The organism is Stenotrophomonas sp. 1278 (assembly GCF_029892765.1).
Lineage (GTDB): Bacteria > Pseudomonadota > Gammaproteobacteria > Xanthomonadales > Xanthomonadaceae > Stenotrophomonas > Stenotrophomonas indicatrix.
Map to the genome: position 1 here is coordinate 29,685 of NZ_JARXWD010000029.1, position 17,616 is coordinate 47,300.

Annotated in this window: 15 protein-coding genes; 7 read left to right on the forward strand and 8 right to left on the reverse strand. The window is 67.0% G+C overall.

Annotation, left to right across the window (positions count from 1 at the left end; genetic code table 11):
• The first annotated feature begins 26 nt into the window (after positions 1 to 26).
• Complete coding sequence (gene yeiP / locus M2299_RS18200; protein ID WP_006363947.1) at positions 27 to 593, forward strand: elongation factor P-like protein YeiP; 567 nt, start codon at positions 27 to 29, stop codon at positions 591 to 593.
• Complete coding sequence (locus M2299_RS18205) at positions 583 to 1,116, forward strand: hypothetical protein (protein ID WP_280884797.1); 534 nt, start codon at positions 583 to 585, stop codon at positions 1,114 to 1,116. Before yeiP ends, M2299_RS18205 begins: the two co-directional genes overlap by 11 nt.
• A gap of 72 nt (positions 1,117 to 1,188) precedes the next feature.
• Here M2299_RS18205 and M2299_RS18210 read toward each other — a convergent pair whose 3' ends face one another.
• The 4 genes from M2299_RS18210 to M2299_RS18225 all read right to left on the reverse strand — a co-directional run bounded on the left by M2299_RS18210 (position 1,189) and on the right by M2299_RS18225 (position 6,690).
• Positions 1,189 to 1,899: an MliC family protein gene (locus M2299_RS18210; protein WP_280884792.1), complete on the reverse strand. Its 711-nt coding sequence runs from the start codon at positions 1,897 to 1,899 to the stop codon at positions 1,189 to 1,191.
• A gap of 83 nt (positions 1,900 to 1,982) precedes the next feature.
• Positions 1,983 to 2,375 carry a nuclear transport factor 2 family protein gene (locus tag M2299_RS18215; protein WP_080148853.1) on the reverse strand — a complete coding sequence of 131 codons (393 nt, stop codon included), beginning with the start codon at positions 2,373 to 2,375 and terminating at the stop codon, positions 1,983 to 1,985.
• Positions 2,356 to 5,520 (reverse strand): multidrug efflux RND transporter permease subunit, encoded by a 3,165-nt coding sequence (locus tag M2299_RS18220; RefSeq protein ID WP_280884793.1) that lies wholly within the window; start codon positions 5,518 to 5,520, stop codon positions 2,356 to 2,358. The genes M2299_RS18215 and M2299_RS18220 overlap by 20 nt, the downstream gene beginning before the upstream one ends.
• Before the next feature lie 21 nt (positions 5,521 to 5,541).
• The gene (locus tag M2299_RS18225; RefSeq protein ID WP_099842393.1) at positions 5,542 to 6,690 is read right to left on the reverse strand and encodes an efflux RND transporter periplasmic adaptor subunit; all 1,149 of its coding nucleotides are present in this window, start codon (positions 6,688 to 6,690) and stop codon (positions 5,542 to 5,544) included.
• Positions 6,691 to 6,820: 130 nt separating this feature from the next.
• Here M2299_RS18225 and M2299_RS18230 point away from each other — a divergent pair, with 130 nt between their 5' ends.
• Complete coding sequence (locus M2299_RS18230) at positions 6,821 to 7,537, forward strand: response regulator (RefSeq protein WP_059064093.1); 717 nt, start codon at positions 6,821 to 6,823, stop codon at positions 7,535 to 7,537.
• Positions 7,537 to 8,604 (forward strand): ATP-binding protein, encoded by a 1,068-nt coding sequence (locus M2299_RS18235; protein WP_025874770.1) that lies wholly within the window; start codon positions 7,537 to 7,539, stop codon positions 8,602 to 8,604. Before M2299_RS18230 ends, M2299_RS18235 begins: the two co-directional genes overlap by 1 nt.
• On the opposite strand, the gene M2299_RS18240 is transcribed toward M2299_RS18235, so the two are convergent.
• From M2299_RS18240 to M2299_RS18250, 3 genes are all read right to left on the reverse strand, one after another.
• Entirely contained in the window at positions 8,582 to 10,414 is a 1,833-nt protein-coding gene (locus M2299_RS18240) for a DUF4105 domain-containing protein (protein WP_280884794.1), read from the reverse strand. The genes M2299_RS18235 and M2299_RS18240 overlap by 23 nt on opposite strands.
• A gap of 40 nt (positions 10,415 to 10,454) precedes the next feature.
• Entirely contained in the window at positions 10,455 to 10,754 is a 300-nt protein-coding gene (locus M2299_RS18245) for a DUF2388 domain-containing protein (protein WP_223485431.1), read from the reverse strand.
• Positions 10,755 to 10,816: 62 nt separating this feature from the next.
• Positions 10,817 to 12,205 carry an FAD-binding oxidoreductase gene (locus M2299_RS18250; protein WP_099783848.1) on the reverse strand — a complete coding sequence of 463 codons (1,389 nt, stop codon included), beginning with the start codon at positions 12,203 to 12,205 and terminating at the stop codon, positions 10,817 to 10,819.
• Between the two features lie 169 nt (positions 12,206 to 12,374).
• Here M2299_RS18250 and serA point away from each other — a divergent pair, with 169 nt between their 5' ends.
• Positions 12,375 to 13,616: a phosphoglycerate dehydrogenase gene (serA, locus tag M2299_RS18255; RefSeq protein WP_032975510.1), complete on the forward strand. Its 1,242-nt coding sequence runs from the start codon at positions 12,375 to 12,377 to the stop codon at positions 13,614 to 13,616.
• 75 nt (positions 13,617 to 13,691) lie between these two features.
• Here the strand turns inward: serA and M2299_RS18260 are convergent, their stop codons facing one another.
• Positions 13,692 to 14,306, reverse strand: coding sequence for an NUDIX hydrolase (locus M2299_RS18260; protein ID WP_280884795.1), 615 nt, complete (start codon positions 14,304 to 14,306; stop codon positions 13,692 to 13,694).
• Positions 14,307 to 14,438: 132 nt separating this feature from the next.
• Here M2299_RS18260 and M2299_RS18265 point away from each other — a divergent pair, with 132 nt between their 5' ends.
• A complete protein-coding gene (locus M2299_RS18265; RefSeq protein ID WP_025874781.1) occupies positions 14,439 to 15,914 on the forward strand; it encodes an amino acid permease in 1,476 nt (491 codons plus the stop codon).
• A gap of 97 nt (positions 15,915 to 16,011) precedes the next feature.
• The gene (locus tag M2299_RS18270) at positions 16,012 to 17,439 is read left to right on the forward strand and encodes an amino acid permease (protein ID WP_280884796.1); all 1,428 of its coding nucleotides are present in this window, start codon (positions 16,012 to 16,014) and stop codon (positions 17,437 to 17,439) included.
• Positions 17,440 to 17,616: the final 177 nt, after the last annotated feature.

Consider the following 17,616-nt stretch of genomic DNA (forward strand, 5'->3'; position numbering starts at 1 on the left):
GCCCTCCCCCAACGACCAACATCATCATGAAAGCCAACGACATCAAGAAGGGCAACGTCGTCGAGTTCAACAACGGCGTCTACCAGATCCGCGACATCGAGCGCAGCTCGCCGCAGGGTCGCGGCGGCAACGTCCGCTTCCGCTTCATCATGTACAGCGTGCCGGGCGGCAACAAGCTCGACGCCAGCTTCGATGCCGACGACAACCTGGTCGAAGTCGAACTGCTGCGCCGCCAGTCCACCTACTCGTACAAGGACGGCGATGCGTTCGTGTTCCTGGACGACGAGGACTACACCCCCTACACCCTGGACGCGGACGTGATCGGCGATGACGCCGGCTACATCACCGACGGCCTGACCGGCATCTACGTGCAGGTGATCGACGAGCAGCCGGTGGCCATCCAGCTGCCGGCCTCGGTGGTGCTGGAAGTGATCGAGACGCCGCCGGAACTGAAGGGCGGCACCGCCACCAAGCGCCCGAAGCCGGCCAAGCTCAACACCGGCATCGAGATCATGGTGCCGGAGTACATCGTCAACGGCGAGCGTGTGCTGGTGAACACCGCCACCGGCGAATTTGCCGGCCGTGCCGATTAATCGCGCTGCGCTGATCGCCTGCCTGTCCCTGCTCGTGGCGTGCTCGCCGCGGGCAGCGGACAGCACCGGTGACGTCGCCGCGGACGCGGTGACGCAGCCCCCCGCAGCGGACACCGCTGCCGCTGCGGTTGCACCGGCTGCAGATGAAGCAGATGCTGCGGCGACGCTGGCAGGTAGCCCCGAGGAGGAGCAACAGGCGCGGGCTGCGGCCGGTTGCAGCGTCCCCAACGACGTCGCTTTCGTGCAGGACATCCGCATCTACTGCGACATGCCCGCCGATGTGCAGGCCTTCATCGAACGGGAGAACAGCTGCCAGCATTTTGCCGGCGAAGAACCCTACGACGACGCCCGTCGTCGCGAGTTGGAGGCCGCCATCGCCAGGTTCTGCGACGATCGAGAGAAGATCTTTGCCGACCTGGTGGCCCGCCATCGCGATGACTGCGCGATCCGGCAGGCGTTGATCGGCGTGAACCTGCGCTACGACCTGTCCCCCGATCTGGATCTGAAGCCCTGCGAGGGCTGACGGAAAAAAAGGGGACGGAGGGGATTACATCGTTCATGGCACAAACAAGGTAATCCCCTCCGCCCCCTTTTCTTATTTGCCGCCGAAGTTGCCACAACCGTGGTACTGGCGCGTGCCCACGGCCAGCATCGCCTTGGCCTCGAATGTCTCGCCACTCATGCCGTCCTGGCAGGTGGTGCGCTGGAAGCTCAGCTTGATGTCGGTGCCATCCGCCGCCTTGCCAACCCAGCCATCGGCACCCTCGGTCGGTTTGGCGACGGTGAAGCGGCGCTCGCCGTAATCCACATCCACCTGCAGGCCCGGCGTATCGCCGTCGACGACGGCCAGCCAGCCCGGCTCGTTGCCGGTGGCACGGAACGCCGCGTTGCCGGCACTGCCATCGCCCTCGGTCGCTTCCACCGCGCTGCATTCACGGTCCGCCTCGCCCTTCAGGCTGAGCAGCGCGTCGTCACTGCCGCGGGTCCAGAAGCTGTTGCCCTTGCCGTCGCCATACTTCGCACCGGAGGCCGCACGTTCGGAGGACATCGCGAAACTGCGCCCGCCAATCACAACCGTCGCTGCGTCCTCTCCGTTGAAGGTCGCGCGCACATCAAGGTCGCCGCAGCGATAGAGGGTTTCGTTGCCGGCGCCATTGACGCCGCCGTCAGCGTCGGCGGCCACCGGTGCCGGTGCCGGCGTTGCGGCCGCATCGCCTGCATTACTGGCGGCCGGCGTCTGGGCCGGCTGGCAGGCGCTCAGCGCGAGGCCGAGGGAGGCAGCCAACAGACTGGAAATTACACGCATGGCTCGACTCCTTGTCGAAACTACAGAGACCCTGGACCCTACCATCTGCACGCAAACGGGGCCTGAAAGCCGCACGACCCTGTTCAGCCTGCCAGCACCGCCATCGACAGCAGCTGCGCGCCGCTGGCACTGGAAGCGCTTGTCCAGACGCGCAACAGGCGCAAGCGCTGCATGTGTTCGCGTCCCCGCCAATGCACATGCAGCTGAACATCGCCGGACAACAACGCCAGGCGTCCACACAGCAGCGTTTCAACTGCATGCACCTGCAGCGCAAGAATCTGCAGGCGCCCTTGCTGCCAGTCCCTCAACCAGGGCAGCTCGAGCACCCGCCCGCCCTGCCCATCCATCATGAACAACACCGGTGACAGCAGCGCAGTGGCTGCCCCATGGTCGCCGTCCAGCAGCGCATCCCGCAGCTGCTGCTCCAACACGCGCAGCTGCGCCTCGTACAGGCCCTCAGGGTTCCTGCTTTCCATCCACCTGCTTTCCATCCACGCTCCCTCCCGGCGTCGGCCGGCGTCGGCGCAGGCGCTGCGCAAGCCACTGCTGCGCCCCCTGCACCACCACATAGAACACCGGCACGAAGAACACGGCCAACACGGTCGCACTGACCATGCCGCCGAACACACCGGTACCGATGGCCTGTTGCGTTTCCTTTGAAGCCCCCTGCGCCAGCATCAGCGGCACCACGCCCAGCGCGAACGCCAGCGAGGTCATCACGATCGGTCGCAACCGCAGGCGTGCTGCTTCGATGGTCGCCTCGACCAGACCGCGTCCCTGCTGCTGCAGTTGGCGGGCGAACTCGACGATCAGGATCGCGTTCTTCGCCGAGAGTCCGATCACCGTGATCATGCCGACCTTGAAGAACACGTCATTGGGCATCCCGCGCAGCAACACCGCAGCAACAGCGCCGAGCAGGCCCAACGGCACCACCAGCATCACCGCCAGCGGGATCGACCAGCTCTCGTACAACGCCGCCAGCACCAGGAACACCACCAGCATCGACAGCAGCAGCAACCACGGCGCCTGGGCACCCGACTCGCGTTCCTGCAGCGACTGGCTGGTCCACTGCAGGGCAAAACCCGCTGGCAGCTGCTGGGCAAGGCGCTCCATCTCGACCATCGCCTGGCCGGTGGACACCCCGCCGGCAGGTGCGCCGGACAGATTCAATGCCGGGAACCCCAGGTAACGTTGCAGCTGCAGCGGCGCCTCGGTCCAGTGCGGGGTGACCAGTTCGGACAGCGCCACCATGCCGCCTTCGCTGTTGCGGACATACAGCTTCAGCACGTCCTCCAGCTCCATCCGGTACGGCGCATCGGCCTGCATGATCACCTGCTGCATGCGCCCACGATTGGGAAAATCGTTGACATACTGCGAGCCCATTGCCGCCGACAACGTGGCACTGATGTCGGTGAACGCCACGCCCATCACTTCGGCCTTGGCGCGATCGATGTCCAGCCGGACATTGCTGCCCGCCGGCAGGCCATCGGCATTCACTTCGGCCAGCAACGGACTTGCCTCTGCCAGCTTCAACAGCTGCTGCAGGGCAGCGCGCAGCTCGGCCTGGCCCTGTCCGGTACGCGCCTGCAGCGCCAGCGAGAAGCCGGAGGAACGGCCAAGGCTGTCGATGGCCGGCGGCATCACGCTCATCACCTCGCCTTCCGGGACCGTTGCCATGGCCTGCTGCGCCGCCTTCACCTCGTCCGATGCGGTGCTGCCGCCGCGTTCACCCCAGTCCTTCAACATGGTGTAGGTCAGCGCCGCACTTGGGCCGGAACCGGAAAAGCTGTAGCCGAGGATGGCCTGGTTGGACGCGATCGCCGGCCGCGAGGCGACATGCTGTTCGTAGGCTTCGACCACCGCCAGCGTACGCTCGGCGGTTGATTCGGCCGGCAGCTGGATGGAAGTCATGAAATAGCCCTGGTCCTCTTCCGGCAGGAACGCACCCGGCAACCAATGCAGGCCGATCAGCAGTGCCACCAGCAAGGCAGCGAACAGGCCCATCACCCGGCCACTGCGCCGCAGTACGGCCGCCACGCCCTGCTGGTAACGCCCGGTCATGCGCTCGAAGCCGCAGTTGAAAGCACCGAAGACGCCGCCGCGGCCATGGTGACCACGTGTGCCCTGCCGCAGCAGCGTCGCGCAGAGCGCCGGGGTCAGGCTCAGCGCCAGCAGTGCCGAGAATAGGATGGACACCGACATCGCCACGCTGAACTGGCGGTAGATCGCACCAACCGAACCACTGGCCAGCGCCATCGGGATGAACACCGCCGTCAGCACCAGGGTGATGCCGATCACCGCACCGGTCAGCTCACGCATCGCCTTGATCGTGGCCTCGCGCGGCGGCAGCCCCTCTTCGGCCATGATCCGCTCCACGCCCTCGACCACCACGATCGCGTCGTCAACAATGATGCCGATCGCCAGCACCATGCCGAACATGGTCAATACGTTGATCGAGAAACCCAGCGCCAGCATCACCGCGAAGGTGCCCAGCAGCGCGATCGGCGCGACCAGGGCGGGGATCAGCGTATAGCGCCAGTTCTGCAGGAACAGGTACATCACTGCAAACACCAGCAGCATCGCCTCGATCAGGGTCTGCAGCACCTTCTGGATCGATACTTTCACGAAGGGCGCGGTATCGAACGGAATGCTGGATTCGACACCCTGCGGCAGCAGCGGCTGCAGGTCGGCCATGCGTTCGCGCACCGCCGTGGCGGTACGCACCGCATTCGCACCGGGGCGCAGCTGCACGCCGGCGGCCGTCGCCGGATAGCCATCTTCGCGCGTACCCCAGGCATAGCTCTGCGCGCCCAGTTCGACCCGGGCAACGTCGCCAAGCAGCACGCGCGAACCATCGGCACCGGCGCGCAGCACGATCGCCGCGAACTGTTCGGGCGTGGACAGCTGGCCTTCGGCACTCAAGGGCACGGTGATGCGCTGGCCAGGAACGCCGGGCGAATCGCCGATGCGGCCCGGCGAGATTTCAAGGTTCTGCTGCTCGATCGCGCTGGCGACATCGCCCATGGTCAGGCCGTAGCCGGTCAGGCGGGTCGGGTCCAGCCAGATCCGCATCGCCTGTTCGGCACCGAACAGCTGCACGCGGCCGACGCCGTCAATGCGCCGCAGCTCCTCGATGATGTTGCGCGCCATGAAATCGCCCAGCGCCGCTTCGCTGACACTGCCATCGGGTGAGCGCAGGCCCACCAGCATCAGGAACCCCGAGTCGGCCGCCTCCACGAACAGGCCGTTCTGGCGCACGCTGCGCGGCAGGCGCGGCTCGATCGCCTTGATCCGGTTCTGCACGTCCACCTGCGCCAGCTCAGGGTCGGTGCCGGGCTTGAAGGTGGCGGTGATCGACGCTTCACCGGAGGTGTCCACCGACGATTCGAAGTACAGCAGGTGTTTGACGCTGGACAGCTCGCGCTCGATCAGGCCGACCACCGCATCATTCAATGTCTGCGGGCTGGCGCCGGGATAGCTGGCATAGATGCTGACGCTGGGCGGTGCGACCGCCGGGTAGCGCTCGACCGCCAGCCGCGGAATGGCCAGCACGCCGGCCAGGATGACGAAGATCGCCAGCACCCAGGCAAATACCGGGCGATCGATGAAGAAACGGGCCATGTCGTGGGTTCCTGGAAGGGCTCAGCCCTGGCGTTCGGATGTCGGCGGTGCGCTGGCACTGGCGACCGGCACCTGCCAGTTGCGCGGATCGACCAGCACGCCTTCCTGCAGGCGCTCCTGGCCTTCCACCACCACCTTCTCGCCGGCCTTCAGGCCGTGCCGCACCAGCCATTGCCGGTTGACGCTGCCGTCCACCTCCAGCGTGCGGATCACCGCCTTGCCATCGGCGGCGATGACCCAGGCATAGGCCTGGCCACCGGCGCTGCGCAGCACTGCCTGCTGCGGCAGCAGCAACGCGCTGGCCGGCGCACCACGCGGCACCCGCGCACGCACGTACATGCCCGGCAACAACTGCCGCTCCGGGTTGTCGACCAGGATGCGCAGGATCACATCGCCGGTGCGAGCATCGACATTGACACCGGAGAACAGCAGCCGGCCGCGCTCGGGCAGCGGCGTACCCGCCGCGCCGATGATCGTCACCGGCAACTCGCCGTCCACCGCGCTGCGCTGCAGGGACTGCAGCTGCGAAGCAGGCTGGCGCACGTCCACGTAGACCTGGTCGATCTGCTGCACCACCGCCATCGGATCGGCATCGGCGACGCCGACCAGCGCGCCTTCGGTCACCAGTGCCTGATCGATGCGGCCATCGATCGGTGCACTGACCGTGGCGTAGCGCAGGTCGAGCTGGCGTCGCGCAAGGATCGCGCGCGCCTCGTTGACCGCTGCCCGGGCCTGCTCATGCTCGGCACTGGCATCGTCGCGGTGCTGCTGGCTGACCGCCTGTGCGGCCGCCAATGCCTGCAGCCGCTGTGACTGCACCCGGCTGCGACCCAGTGCCGCCTCGCTGCGCTGCAGGGCAGCCAGCGCCGAATCGACGTCGGCGCGGAACGCCGCCGGGTCGATCTGGAACAGAGGCTCTCCGGCATGCACCTCCGCGCCCTGCTCGAACATCCGGCGCTGCACGATGCCGCCGACCTGCGCACGGATCTGCGCGGTGCGCACCGCCGCCACCCGACCGGGTAGTTCATCATCGCGCTGCACCACCTGCGGGCCAACGGTGACCACGCTGACACGCGGCACGGCTTCGACGGTGGGTTCGGGGCGGGAGCAGGCCGTCATGGCCAAGGCGAAGGCCGCGACCAGCGCGACCGGAGTCCTGAAGGTTCTCATTGCTGTGCACAGTGCCGCAGACGCGGCTGAGGAATCATGAAGCGCGCAGTGTGCGTGGCGATGATGGGGTTTCGATGGAGGAACTGTGGAGATACGATGGAGGACAAGCACCTTCCGGCCTCGCCTTGCCATGCATGCCTCCCCTGCCCTCGCGGCGCTGGTCCTGATCGTCGAGGACGAAGCCGAGATCGCCGACATCCTTGCTGCCTACCTTGAACGCGAGGGCCTGCGCACCCTGCGTGCGGCCGATGGCCAGATCGCCCTGGACCTGCATCGCAGCATGCGCCCGGACCTTGTGCTGCTGGACGTGCAGCTGCCGCGACTGGATGGCTGGAGCGTGCTGACCCAGCTGCGCCAGCGCGGTGAAACGCCGGTGATCATGCTGACCGCGCTGGACCAGGATCTGGACAAGCTGACCGCATTGCGGATGGGTGCCGATGACTATGTGGTCAAGCCGTTCAACCCGGCAGAAGTGGCGGCGCGCGTGCGTGCAGTACTGCGGCGTACGCTGCGCAGTCCGCGGGCGGATGCCCCCAGCGCCCTGCGCGTGGGCCCGCTGCTGATCGACACCGCCACCCACGCCGTGCATGTGGAAGGCGACGGCTACAGCCACGAACTGCTGCTGACCCTGACCGAGTTCAAGCTGCTGCATTGCATGGCATTGGCCCCGTCACGGATCTTCAGCCGCAGCGAACTGATGCACGAATGCCTGCCGGAAAGCGAAGCACTGGAGCGCACCGTGGACAGCCATGTCAGCAAGCTGCGGCGCAAGCTGGACGAAGTGGGTCTCACCCAGATTCCGGCCAGCGTGCGCGGTGTCGGCTACCGATTGATGGCCGACCGCTGATGCGTCGCTCCGGGCTCAGCCGGCACATCATCGTGTCGATGTCGCTGATGGTCGTCGGCGTCATCGTGATGGTGATCCTCTCGTCGTGGCTGCTGTACGCCGTACTGATCGAGTTCTTCCCGGCCAGCGCCGAAGAGCCGGAAGGTTGGCTGCCAAGCGGACCGGAGCTGGCCTGGATGGTCGGGGTGATCCTGACCGGTCTGGCGCTGGCGATCGCTGCCTCGTTCCGACTGGCCCACCGAATCCTGTCGCCGCTCAATTCACTGGTGGACAGCGTGCGTGCGCTGGCTGGCGGCGATCTCGGGGCGCGCGCCACGGCCGAGGCCAACTCGCCCGGCGAGGTCGCAGCGCTGGTGGACGATTTCAACGCAATGGCACGCCGCCTGCAGCATATGGAAAGCGAACGGGTGATGTGGCACGCGGCCATCGCCCACGAACTGCGCACGCCGGTGACGATCCTGCGCGGCCGCCTGCAGGGCCTGGCCGAAGGCGTGTTCCAGCCCGATGAGTCGCAGTTTCGCAGCCTGCTCGCGCAGGTCGAGGGCCTGTCACGGCTGATCGAGGACCTGCGGGTGTTGAGCCTGGCCGACAACGCCCGCCTCGACGTGCGCCGCGCCCGTACCGATGTGGTGGCCGAGGTGCATTCGGTGATGACCCTGGTGGATCCCGCGTTCCGCAGCGCCGGCTTCGTGCTGGAGCTGGAAACCAGCCGCGAGGAGCACCCCGCCCATTGCGACCCGACGCGGTTGCGGCAGGCGCTGCTGGCCTTGCTGGAAAACGCGCGCCGCTATGCCAACCCGGGCAAGGTACGCATCGCCGTGCATGACACCGTGGCCCATGTGCAGGTGGCGATTGAAGACGAAGGCCCGGGCATCGACCCGGCCCTGCATGCGGACATCTTCAATCCATTCATGCGCGGCGACGGCTCACGATCGCGCCTGGGCGGTGGCAGTGGCCTCGGCCTGGCGGTGGTCAAGGCCATCGCCGATGCGCACGGCGGCCAGGTCTACTGCACCCCGGGCACCAGCGGCGGCAGTCGTTTCATCATCGAGCTGCCGCGCCAGTAGGCGGCACTGCGGCCGCCTGCTCACGCACGCGCGCACCCAGCGCAGCGAGATTGCGGTCGATCTCATCCAACTCACGTCGCTGAGATTCCGGCAACTGCGCGCGCAGCTGCACGCGCAGTGCCTGCCAGGCAGGTACCGCCTGTACGCTGGCAGCGGCCGCTGCCCGTGCCACCTCCGCCTGTTCGTCCGCCTGCGGCAGGCCGTAGCCAGCGTCGGCCAGCAACTGGCCCGGCCGCAACCACTGCCCGCTCTGTTCCAGCAACGCGCGCAGCGAGCGGGTAGCGCTGCTGCCCGGGTTGGCCATCAACCGTCGCTTCAGTGCATCGCGCGCGCGCAGCTCCGCGCGCCGCTGCGCCGCCTGTTCCAACAGCAGCAGGCCGGCACTGGCACGTACATCACCGCGCAACAGCCACGGTGCGCGCCGTTGCGCCGGCAGCGCCAGCCATGCGCGCACATCGCGCGCCGGCAACGCCATCTGCGCGGCGGCAACCGCGAACAACTGCTGGTAGTGGTCGCGCGCAGAAGCAAAGTAATAGCCCTGCGCCTGGGCCTGCGCGGGATCGGCCAGCACCTGCTCGTCCAGTGCCTGCAGCCGCGCCAGGCGGCGGCGCAGCCCGCGCGGGCTCAGCTGTGCCAGGCCGGCTTCGCCCAGGCGCGGGACACCGGCCTGCAGCAGCTTCGCCGTCTCCACCGCGCAGTTGTTGCTGACGAAGTAATAGCGACCGTCATAGCTCCAGTGCACCTGGGCGGTGCGCTCGAGCAGGCTGGCGATCTCGCTGCGGTCCAGCTGCAGCGGCAGCGAGGCCAGTCCGCGCAGTTCGACCTTGGTGTATTCGTCCACCACCTGCTGCAGCGGCAGCACGAACAGGCGCGAAGGATAACCACCGGTCAGCCCGCGCCAGTTGGAGATCTGCACATCGCCGACGAAGGCGCGGAAGGACAGTACCCGATGATGCTCCAGGTCCAGCCTGCAGTCCGGGCCCGGCGCGCGGCCGGGACGGCAGATCACCAGCCGCAGCATGCTGTGGCCCCAGCGGCTCATCGGCTGCGCACTGCCTTCGGCGAACAGGTAGTCCACGGCATACACCCGCGCCGGGTCCAGTGCGAGCAGCGATGCAGCGCCCTCTTCCACATCGGCCTGCAGCAGCGGAACGGTGCCCGCACAGTGCGGCGCGGGCAGCGAGGGCGGCGTACCGAAATGCGCCTGGTACCACTGCGCCAAGGCCGGACGGCGGCAGGCGAACTCTGCATCGAGCACGAAGTGTTCGGCGTTCACCGCCAGGTACTCGGCCGGGTCGGTCAGTTCGTAGGCATCGGGACTGCGGTCGCGGAAGGCGTTGTCACCGCGACCCAGGTGCCAGGGCTTGCGCTGCCAACCTGCAAGGTCACGCCAACGGGCGCTGCGTGACCAGTGCGCCCCCGTGCGGTCGGCAACATGGGTCAATTCGTGCACCAGCGCACTGCGCCGTGCGCGTCGGGCACCGGCCACATCGTCGTCCAGCAGGTCGCGGCGCAGCGCGATGCCCCCGGCGAAGGCACGGCCATGCACGTCGGCGGGCAGGTCGTCACGCCAGCCGACCTGCACCTGCGCGGGCAGGGCTCGGAGCAGGCCGTCGGGCAGCAACGACTGCACATCAGCCAGTGTCTGCATTGCGACCTGCTGCTGCGCCGGGCTCAGCCCGGCCGGGTCCAGCTGCAGGCGGTCGGCGGCACGGGCTGTTGGAATGACCAGCCACGCCAACGCAGCGAGCCAGCCCATCCGCCTCCGTCGCGTTGGGCCATGGCCGGCAGCGTTCCACGCAGGTGTCATGAGGTTGCCGGCCAGCGGCCGGCACTACCCGGGCGCTGGATCAACGCGCCAGCAGGGCGCGTGCCAGCTGCAGGTCGCTCTGCTGCTGCGCAGCTGCATCCTGCTCACGCAGGTGCACCAGTGCCGCCTGCAGGCGCGCGCCACGGATCTGGCCATCGCTGGCGACAAACGCAGCCGCATCATCGCGGGCAGCCAGCACGACCTTGTCATCGCCCGAACTGCTGCCCGAGGAACCCGAAGAGGCGCCCGTCGCCGAACCGGCCGAGGTGCCGGCAAAACTCGAAGCGACGCCGGCCAGCGGCAGGGACAACAGGGCAAGCAGCAGGAGCGGACGGATCATGGTCAGGGAGTTCATCGATTGGGTGGGTGGAGCGTAACGGCTGGGTGAAGACTTTGCCCGTGTCAAAGGTCGAACAATTTGCCGGGATTCAGCCGCCCTTCGGGATCGAACGCGCGCTTGACCGCCTTCATCAGCGCGATCTCGGCCGGTCCACGCGTGCTGTCCAGGTAGCCCTTCTTGACCAGACCGATGCCGTGCTCGGCCGAAATGCTGCCATTGAAGCGCGCCAGCACCTGCGCCAGCAGCTTGGTGACATGCTCGCACTGGCTTACGAAGTCCGCGTCGCTGGTGCCGTCCGGCTTGAGCACGTTGATGTGCAGGTTGCCGTCGCCGATGTGGCCGAACCAGACCACGTCGAAGTGCGGGTAGGCCTCGCCGATCAGCGCCTGGGTCTCGGCCAGGAATGCCGGCATCGACGAGATCCGCACCGAGACATCGTTCTTGTAGGGCTTGTAGCGCGCCAGCGCCTCGGTGATGCCCTCGCGCAGGCGCCACAGCTGCGCCGCTTGGGCATCGCTGGCACTGATCACGCCGTCGCTGACCCAGCCGTTGCCCATGCAGTCCTCGAAGGCCGCCATCGCCGCCGCCTCCTGCGCCTCGTCACCGGCAGCAAACTCGGTCACCACGTAATACGGATGCACCTCATCGAACGGTGCCTGCGCACCATGGGCCAGAACATGTTCCAGCGCCCGGTCGGTGAAGAATTCAAAGGCCTGCAGCTGCAGCCGCGCACGGAAGGCGGCGAACACCTGCATCAGCACGTCGAAGCTGGGCAGCGCCAGCAGCATCACGTTGCTGGCCGGCGGCGGGTCGGTGAGTTTCACCGTGGCCTCGACGATCACGCCCAGCGTGCCCTCCGATCCGATCAGCAGCTGGCGGAAATCGTAGCCGCTGGAGTTCTTGATCAGGCCCTTGTTGAGCTCGAGCAGTTCGCCCGTGGCGGTAACTACTTTCAGTCCGGCGATCCATTCACGGGTATTGCCGTAGCGGATCACCCGGATGCCACCGGCATTGGTGGCGATGTTGCCGCCGATCGAGCACGACCCGCGCGCCGCGAAGTCCACCGGATAGATGAGGCCATGTTCAAGGGCCGCGTTGTGCAGCGCCTCCAGCGGCATGCCGGCCTGCACCACCAGGGTGCGGTCGACCGCATCGTAGTCCAGCGCCTTGTTCATCCGCTCCAGGCTCAGCACCAGCTCGCCATTGGCCGCTACCGCACCGCCGGAAAGGCCGGTGCGACCGCCGGAGGGAACCACCGCCACGCCCTCGGCCGAGGTCCAGCGCATCACCGCCTGCACTTCTTCAACCGTGGCCGGCAACGCGATCGCCAGCGGCGCCGGTGTCCAGCGCCGGGTCCAGTCGCGGCCGTAATGCTCCAGGTCGGCAGGGTCGGTCTTCAGCTTCAGGCCGGGACAGGCCTGCTGCAACGAGGCGATGCGGGAATCGGTCATGACGGTCCAGCGCGGGGCGTGAAGAACGGGCAAGCGTGCCAGTGGCCGGGCCCAGCGTCCAGCCCTGCAGAGCCTTCAATAGCTGCAGTTGCAACCAATTGCGCACTGCACCATGGGCGTTGCGATCTGGCATAGTGGTCAGCCCCTGTCCCACTGGCCGTGCCGCCCCATGTCGCCGAAGAAGACCTCGTTCCCGAAGCAGGATATCCGCGTGCTGTTGCTGGAGGGGGTCAGCCAGACCGCCGTGGAGGTGTTCAGCGCCGCCGGCTACAGCCAGATCGAGGCGCACACCAAGGCGCTTCCCGAGGACGAGCTGAAGGCGCGCATCGCCGAAGCCCACATCGTCGGCATCCGCTCGCGCACCCAGCTCAGTGCCGAGGTGCTGGCCGAGGCCAAGCGCCTGATCGCGGTCGGCTGTTTCTGCATCGGCACCAACCAGGTCGACCTGGATGCGGCCGAGCTGGCCGGCATTCCGGTATTCAACGCGCCCTACTCCAATACCCGCAGCGTGGCCGAACTGGTGATCGCCGAAGCGATCATGCTGACCCGCGGCATCCCGCAGAAGAACGCCGAATGCCATCGCGGCGGCTGGTCGAAATCGGCCAGCGGCAGCCATGAGGTGCGCGGCAAGGTCCTGGGCATCATCGGCTACGGGCACATCGGCACCCAGGTCGGCGTGCTGGCCGAATCGCTGGGCATGCAGGTGATCTTCCACGATGTTGAAACCAAGCTGTCGCTGGGCAATACCCGTGCGGCGGCCAGCCTGGACGACCTGCTGGCGCGTGCCGACATCGTGACCCTGCACGTGCCGGAGACGCCGTCCACGCAGTGGATGATCGGCAGCACCGAGCTGGCGAAGATGCGCCGCGGCGCGCACCTGATCAACGCCGCGCGCGGCACCGTGGTCGACATCGATGCGCTGGATGCAGCACTGGCCAGCGGCCACATCGGTGGCGCTGCACTGGATGTGTTCCCGGTCGAGCCGAAGGGCAACGGCGATATCTTCGAATCGCCGCTGACCCGCCACGACAACGTGATCCTGACCCCGCACGTCGGCGGCAGCACGCTGGAAGCGCAGGACAACATCGGCATCGAAGTGGCGGCCAAGCTGGTGCGCTACAGCGACAACGGCAGCACCCTGTCGGCGGTCAACTTCCCGGAAGTGACCCTGCCCGAGCACGCCGACAGCCTGCGCCTGCTGCACATCCACCAGAACGTGCCGGGCGTGCTGTCCAAGGTCAACGAGATCTTCTCGCGGCACAACGTCAACATCGATGGCCAGTTCCTGCGCACCGACCCGAAGGTGGGTTACGTGGTGATCGACATCACCGCCAGCGAGGAGCAGGCCAGCGCGGTGCGTGACGAGCTGGCGGCGATTCCGGGCACCTTGCGCACCCGCATCCTGTATTGAGATGTACGTCGCCGGGCGTGGCCCGGCGGAATGCGTCCGGCATTGCGTCATCCACGCGTGGCGTGGATGCGTCTTTCAGCGCGCCAGCCAACGGCGCGCCATGCGCTGCATCGATTCGTCCGACTGGGGATCGCTGGCGACCTCGGCCACCGGTCGCCAGGCCAGCTCCAGCGACTCTTCGCTGAGCACGAAATTCTCTCCGCCCAGCGCACGGATCACGAAACGCACGTCGTAGTGCCAGTGCCCCGGCACATCCTTGCGCTCGGGAATCCAGTGCTTGTCGATATCGAAGATGGCCGGATCATCCAGCACCAGGCCGGTCAGGCCCGATTCCTCCTCGGCTTCCTTCAACGCTACCCGGGCCAGATCGCGGTCGCCGTCGGCGTGGCCACCCAGCTGCAGCCAGCGCTGCAGCTTGCGGTGGTGGGTCAGCAGCAGCCGCTGGCCATCGGCGCTGACCAGCCAGCAGCTGGCGGTGAAGTGGCCGGCCAGGCGTTCGCGGCGGAATGCATCTTCCACATCGTCGATCAATGTGCTGAATTCGGCAGCAAGGGCGTCGTGGGCGGGTTCTTTGCGCGCATAGTCATGCAGCAGGCCGCGCAAGCGATCGTCAAGTGCGGCAAGGGATTCGGTGGTTTCGCTCATGAATGTGGGGTGCCTGGAAAAATACCAGCCATTATCGCCGTTCATTGTTGCGTTTGCGCTTGTGCGGTGCCTTCAGCATTGGCTAAGGTACAGCGGGCCGTTCGCACGGCTTTCACGATTCCAGGCCGCCGGCAATGTACTGGCGGCCCTCCCAATCCGATCATCAGGAAGTACTGCATGCTGAAAGCTCTGTTGAGGGTCAAGCCGGTCGAACCGGCCGGGCACGTCGATGCCGGCGAACCCATCGAAGGCAGCCTGGATGGCGAAGCCACGTTGAAACGGACCCTCACGGCGAAACACCTCATCATGCTTGGCATTGGTGCGGTGATCGGCGCAGGCATTTTCGTGCTTACCGGCCAGGCCGCGGCCAACCACGCCGGCCCGGCGGTCATGCTGTCGTTCGTGTTCGCCGGCATCGCCTGCGCGCTGGCCGGCCTGTGCTACGCCGAGTTCGCAGCGATGATGCCGGTCTCCGGCAGCGCCTACTCCTACTCCTACGCCACGCTCGGCGAGGGCATGGCCTGGTTCATCGGCTGGTGCCTGGTGCTGGAGTACCTGTTCGCGTCGGCCTCGGTCGCGGTGGGCTGGTCGGCGTACCTGATCAGCTTCATCACCACCACGCTGCACATGCCGTTCCCGGACGCGCTGAGCGCGGCGCCGATCGCCTGGAACGGGCACGAGTTCGCCGCCTCCGGCAAGCTGTTCAACCTGCCGGCGGTGCTGATCGTGGCGGCGGTGACCGGCCTGCTGTACGTGGGCGTGACCCAGTCCGCGTTCGTCAACGCGATCATCGTGGCCATCAAGGTCTTCGTGATCTGCCTGTTCGTGGGCATCGGCGCGGCCCACGTGGACCCGGCCAACTGGCACCCGTTCATCCCGGAAAACACCGGCGTGTCCGGCGAGTTCGGCTGGAGCGGCGTGTTCCGGGCGGCCACCATCGTGTTCTTCGCCTACATCGGCTTCGATGCGGTCTCCACCGCCGCCGGTGAAACCAAGGACCCGCAGCGCAACATGCCGATCGGCCTGCTCGGCTCGCTGGCGGTGTGCACCATCGTCTACATCATCGTCTGCGCGGTGCTGACCGGCATGCTGCCCTACCACCTGCTGGGCACCGACAAGCCGGTGGCCACCGCGCTGGAAGCCTACCCGAGCCTGTCCTGGCTGAAGACCGCGGTGGAAATCGGCGCGATCGCCGGCCTGTCCTCGGTGGTGCTGGTGATGATGATGGGCCAGACCCGCATCGCCTACACCATCTCGCGCGATGGCCTGCTGCCGAAAGTGTTTGGCAAGGTCCACAAGCGCTTCCGCACGCCGTACTGGGCCACGATCGTGGTCGGCGTCATCGCCGCGTCGCTGGCCGGCCTGGTGCCGCTGAACGTGCTGGGCGAACTGGTTTCCATGGGCACCCTGCTGGCCTTCGCCACGGTCTGCATCGGCGTGCTGATCCTGCGCTACACCCGCCCGGAGCTGCACCGTCCGTTCCGCGTGCCGCTGGTGTGGGTGATCTGCCCGCTGGGCGCGCTGTCGTGCCTGTTCCTGTTCTGGCAGGCGTTCGTGGTGCATTGGCACCTGTTCGTAGGCTGGACCGTGCTGGGCCTGCTGATCTACTTCGGCTACGGCATGCGCCACAGCAAGCTGGCCAAGTCGCCCTGATCCTCCCGACGGGCCGGCCCCTGCGCCGGCCCGTCGATATCCGCAAGCATTTCCGCCCGCGCCCGGTCACCGGGCGCATCGCACAAGACCACCACACATGTTCAAGCAACTGTGGGCCACCAAGCATCCGCATGCCGCCCATGAAGACGCCAACGGCCTGAGCCTGCGTCGCCACCTCGGCCCCTGGGGCCTGACCGCGCTCGGCATCGGCGCCGTGATCGGCGGCGGCATCTTCGTCATCACCGGCCAGGCCGCCGCCAACCACGCCGGCCCGGCCATCATGCTCTCGTTCGTGCTGGCCGCGATCTGCTGCGCCTTCTGCGCCCTGGCCTATGCCGAGTTCGCGGCGATGGTGCCGGTTTCCGGCAGCGCCTACACCTATACCTACGCCACCTTCGGCGAGCTCTCGGCCTGGTTCATCGGCTGGATGCTGGTGCTCGAGTACGGCGTCTCCGCCTCGGCCGTGGCGGTCAGCTGGACCGGGTATTTCCTCAGCCTGCTCAGCCATTTCGACATCCATCTACCGGCGGCGCTGGTCAGCGCCCCCTTGGACGCGCAGCTGCGGCCCACCGGCGCCATCGCCAACATTCCCGCCGCGATCCTGGTGCTGCTGTTGACCTGGCTGTGCTACGTCGGCATCAGCAAATCCTCGGCGATGAACATGGCCATGGTCATCCTCAAGACCGGGCTGATCGTGCTGGTCATCGTGGTCGGCTGGAAGTACGTGGACACCAGCAACTGGACCCCGTTCATCCCGGCCAACGAAGGCCCCGGCAAGTACGGCATGGAAGGCGTGCTGCGCGGCGCGGCGATGGTGTTCTTCGCCTACATCGGCTTCGAAGCGGTATCGGTGGCCGCGCAGGAATCACACAAACCGCAGCGCGACATGCCGATCGGCATGATGCTGTCGCTGGTGATCTGCACGGTGCTGTACATCGCGATGGCCGCGGTCATGACCGGCCTGGTGCCCTACCAGCTGTTGGGCACCGATGAGCCGGTGGTGACCGCCGTGGCCGCGCATCCGCAGCTGAGCTGGTTGCGCGTGGTGGTGGAAGTCGGTGCGTTGATCGGCCTGTCGTCGGTGGTGCTGGTAATGATCATCGGCCAGCCGCGCATCTTCATGATCATGGGGCGCGACGGCCTGTTGCCGCCGGTGTTCACCAAGATCCACCCGAAGTACCGCACGCCACATATCAACACCGTCATCACCGGCATCGGCATCGCCCTGCTGGCGGCGCTGTTCCCGCTGGACATCCTTGGTGAACTGACCTCGATGGGTACCTTGATCGCCTTCGCGGCCGTGTGCGCCGGCGTGCTGATCCTGCGCCGCACACAGCCGGACCTGCCGCGCCCGTTCCGCATTCCGGGTGCATGGCTGGTCTGCAGCCTGGGCGTGATCAGCTGCCTGGCGCTGCTGTCGGCGATGACGTTGCACAACTGGATGCTGATGGGCGTGTGGACGTTTGTCGGCTTCGTGATCTACTTCTTCTACGGCTTCAGGCACAGCCGCCTGCGCGGGAAGTAAGGTTTTCTGCATTGCAGGGCCTGCGGCCCTGCACCCGCCGTTGAAGCCGAAGCAACGGCAACAGCAGGGCTGAGGGTTTGGCGGGGCGGGTTGGGTTCGCGGGGGACGCCGTGAATCCGTCCCTGGAGGCTTGGCCGCGGCATCCATGCCGCGGACACCCCCGCGAACCCAACCCGC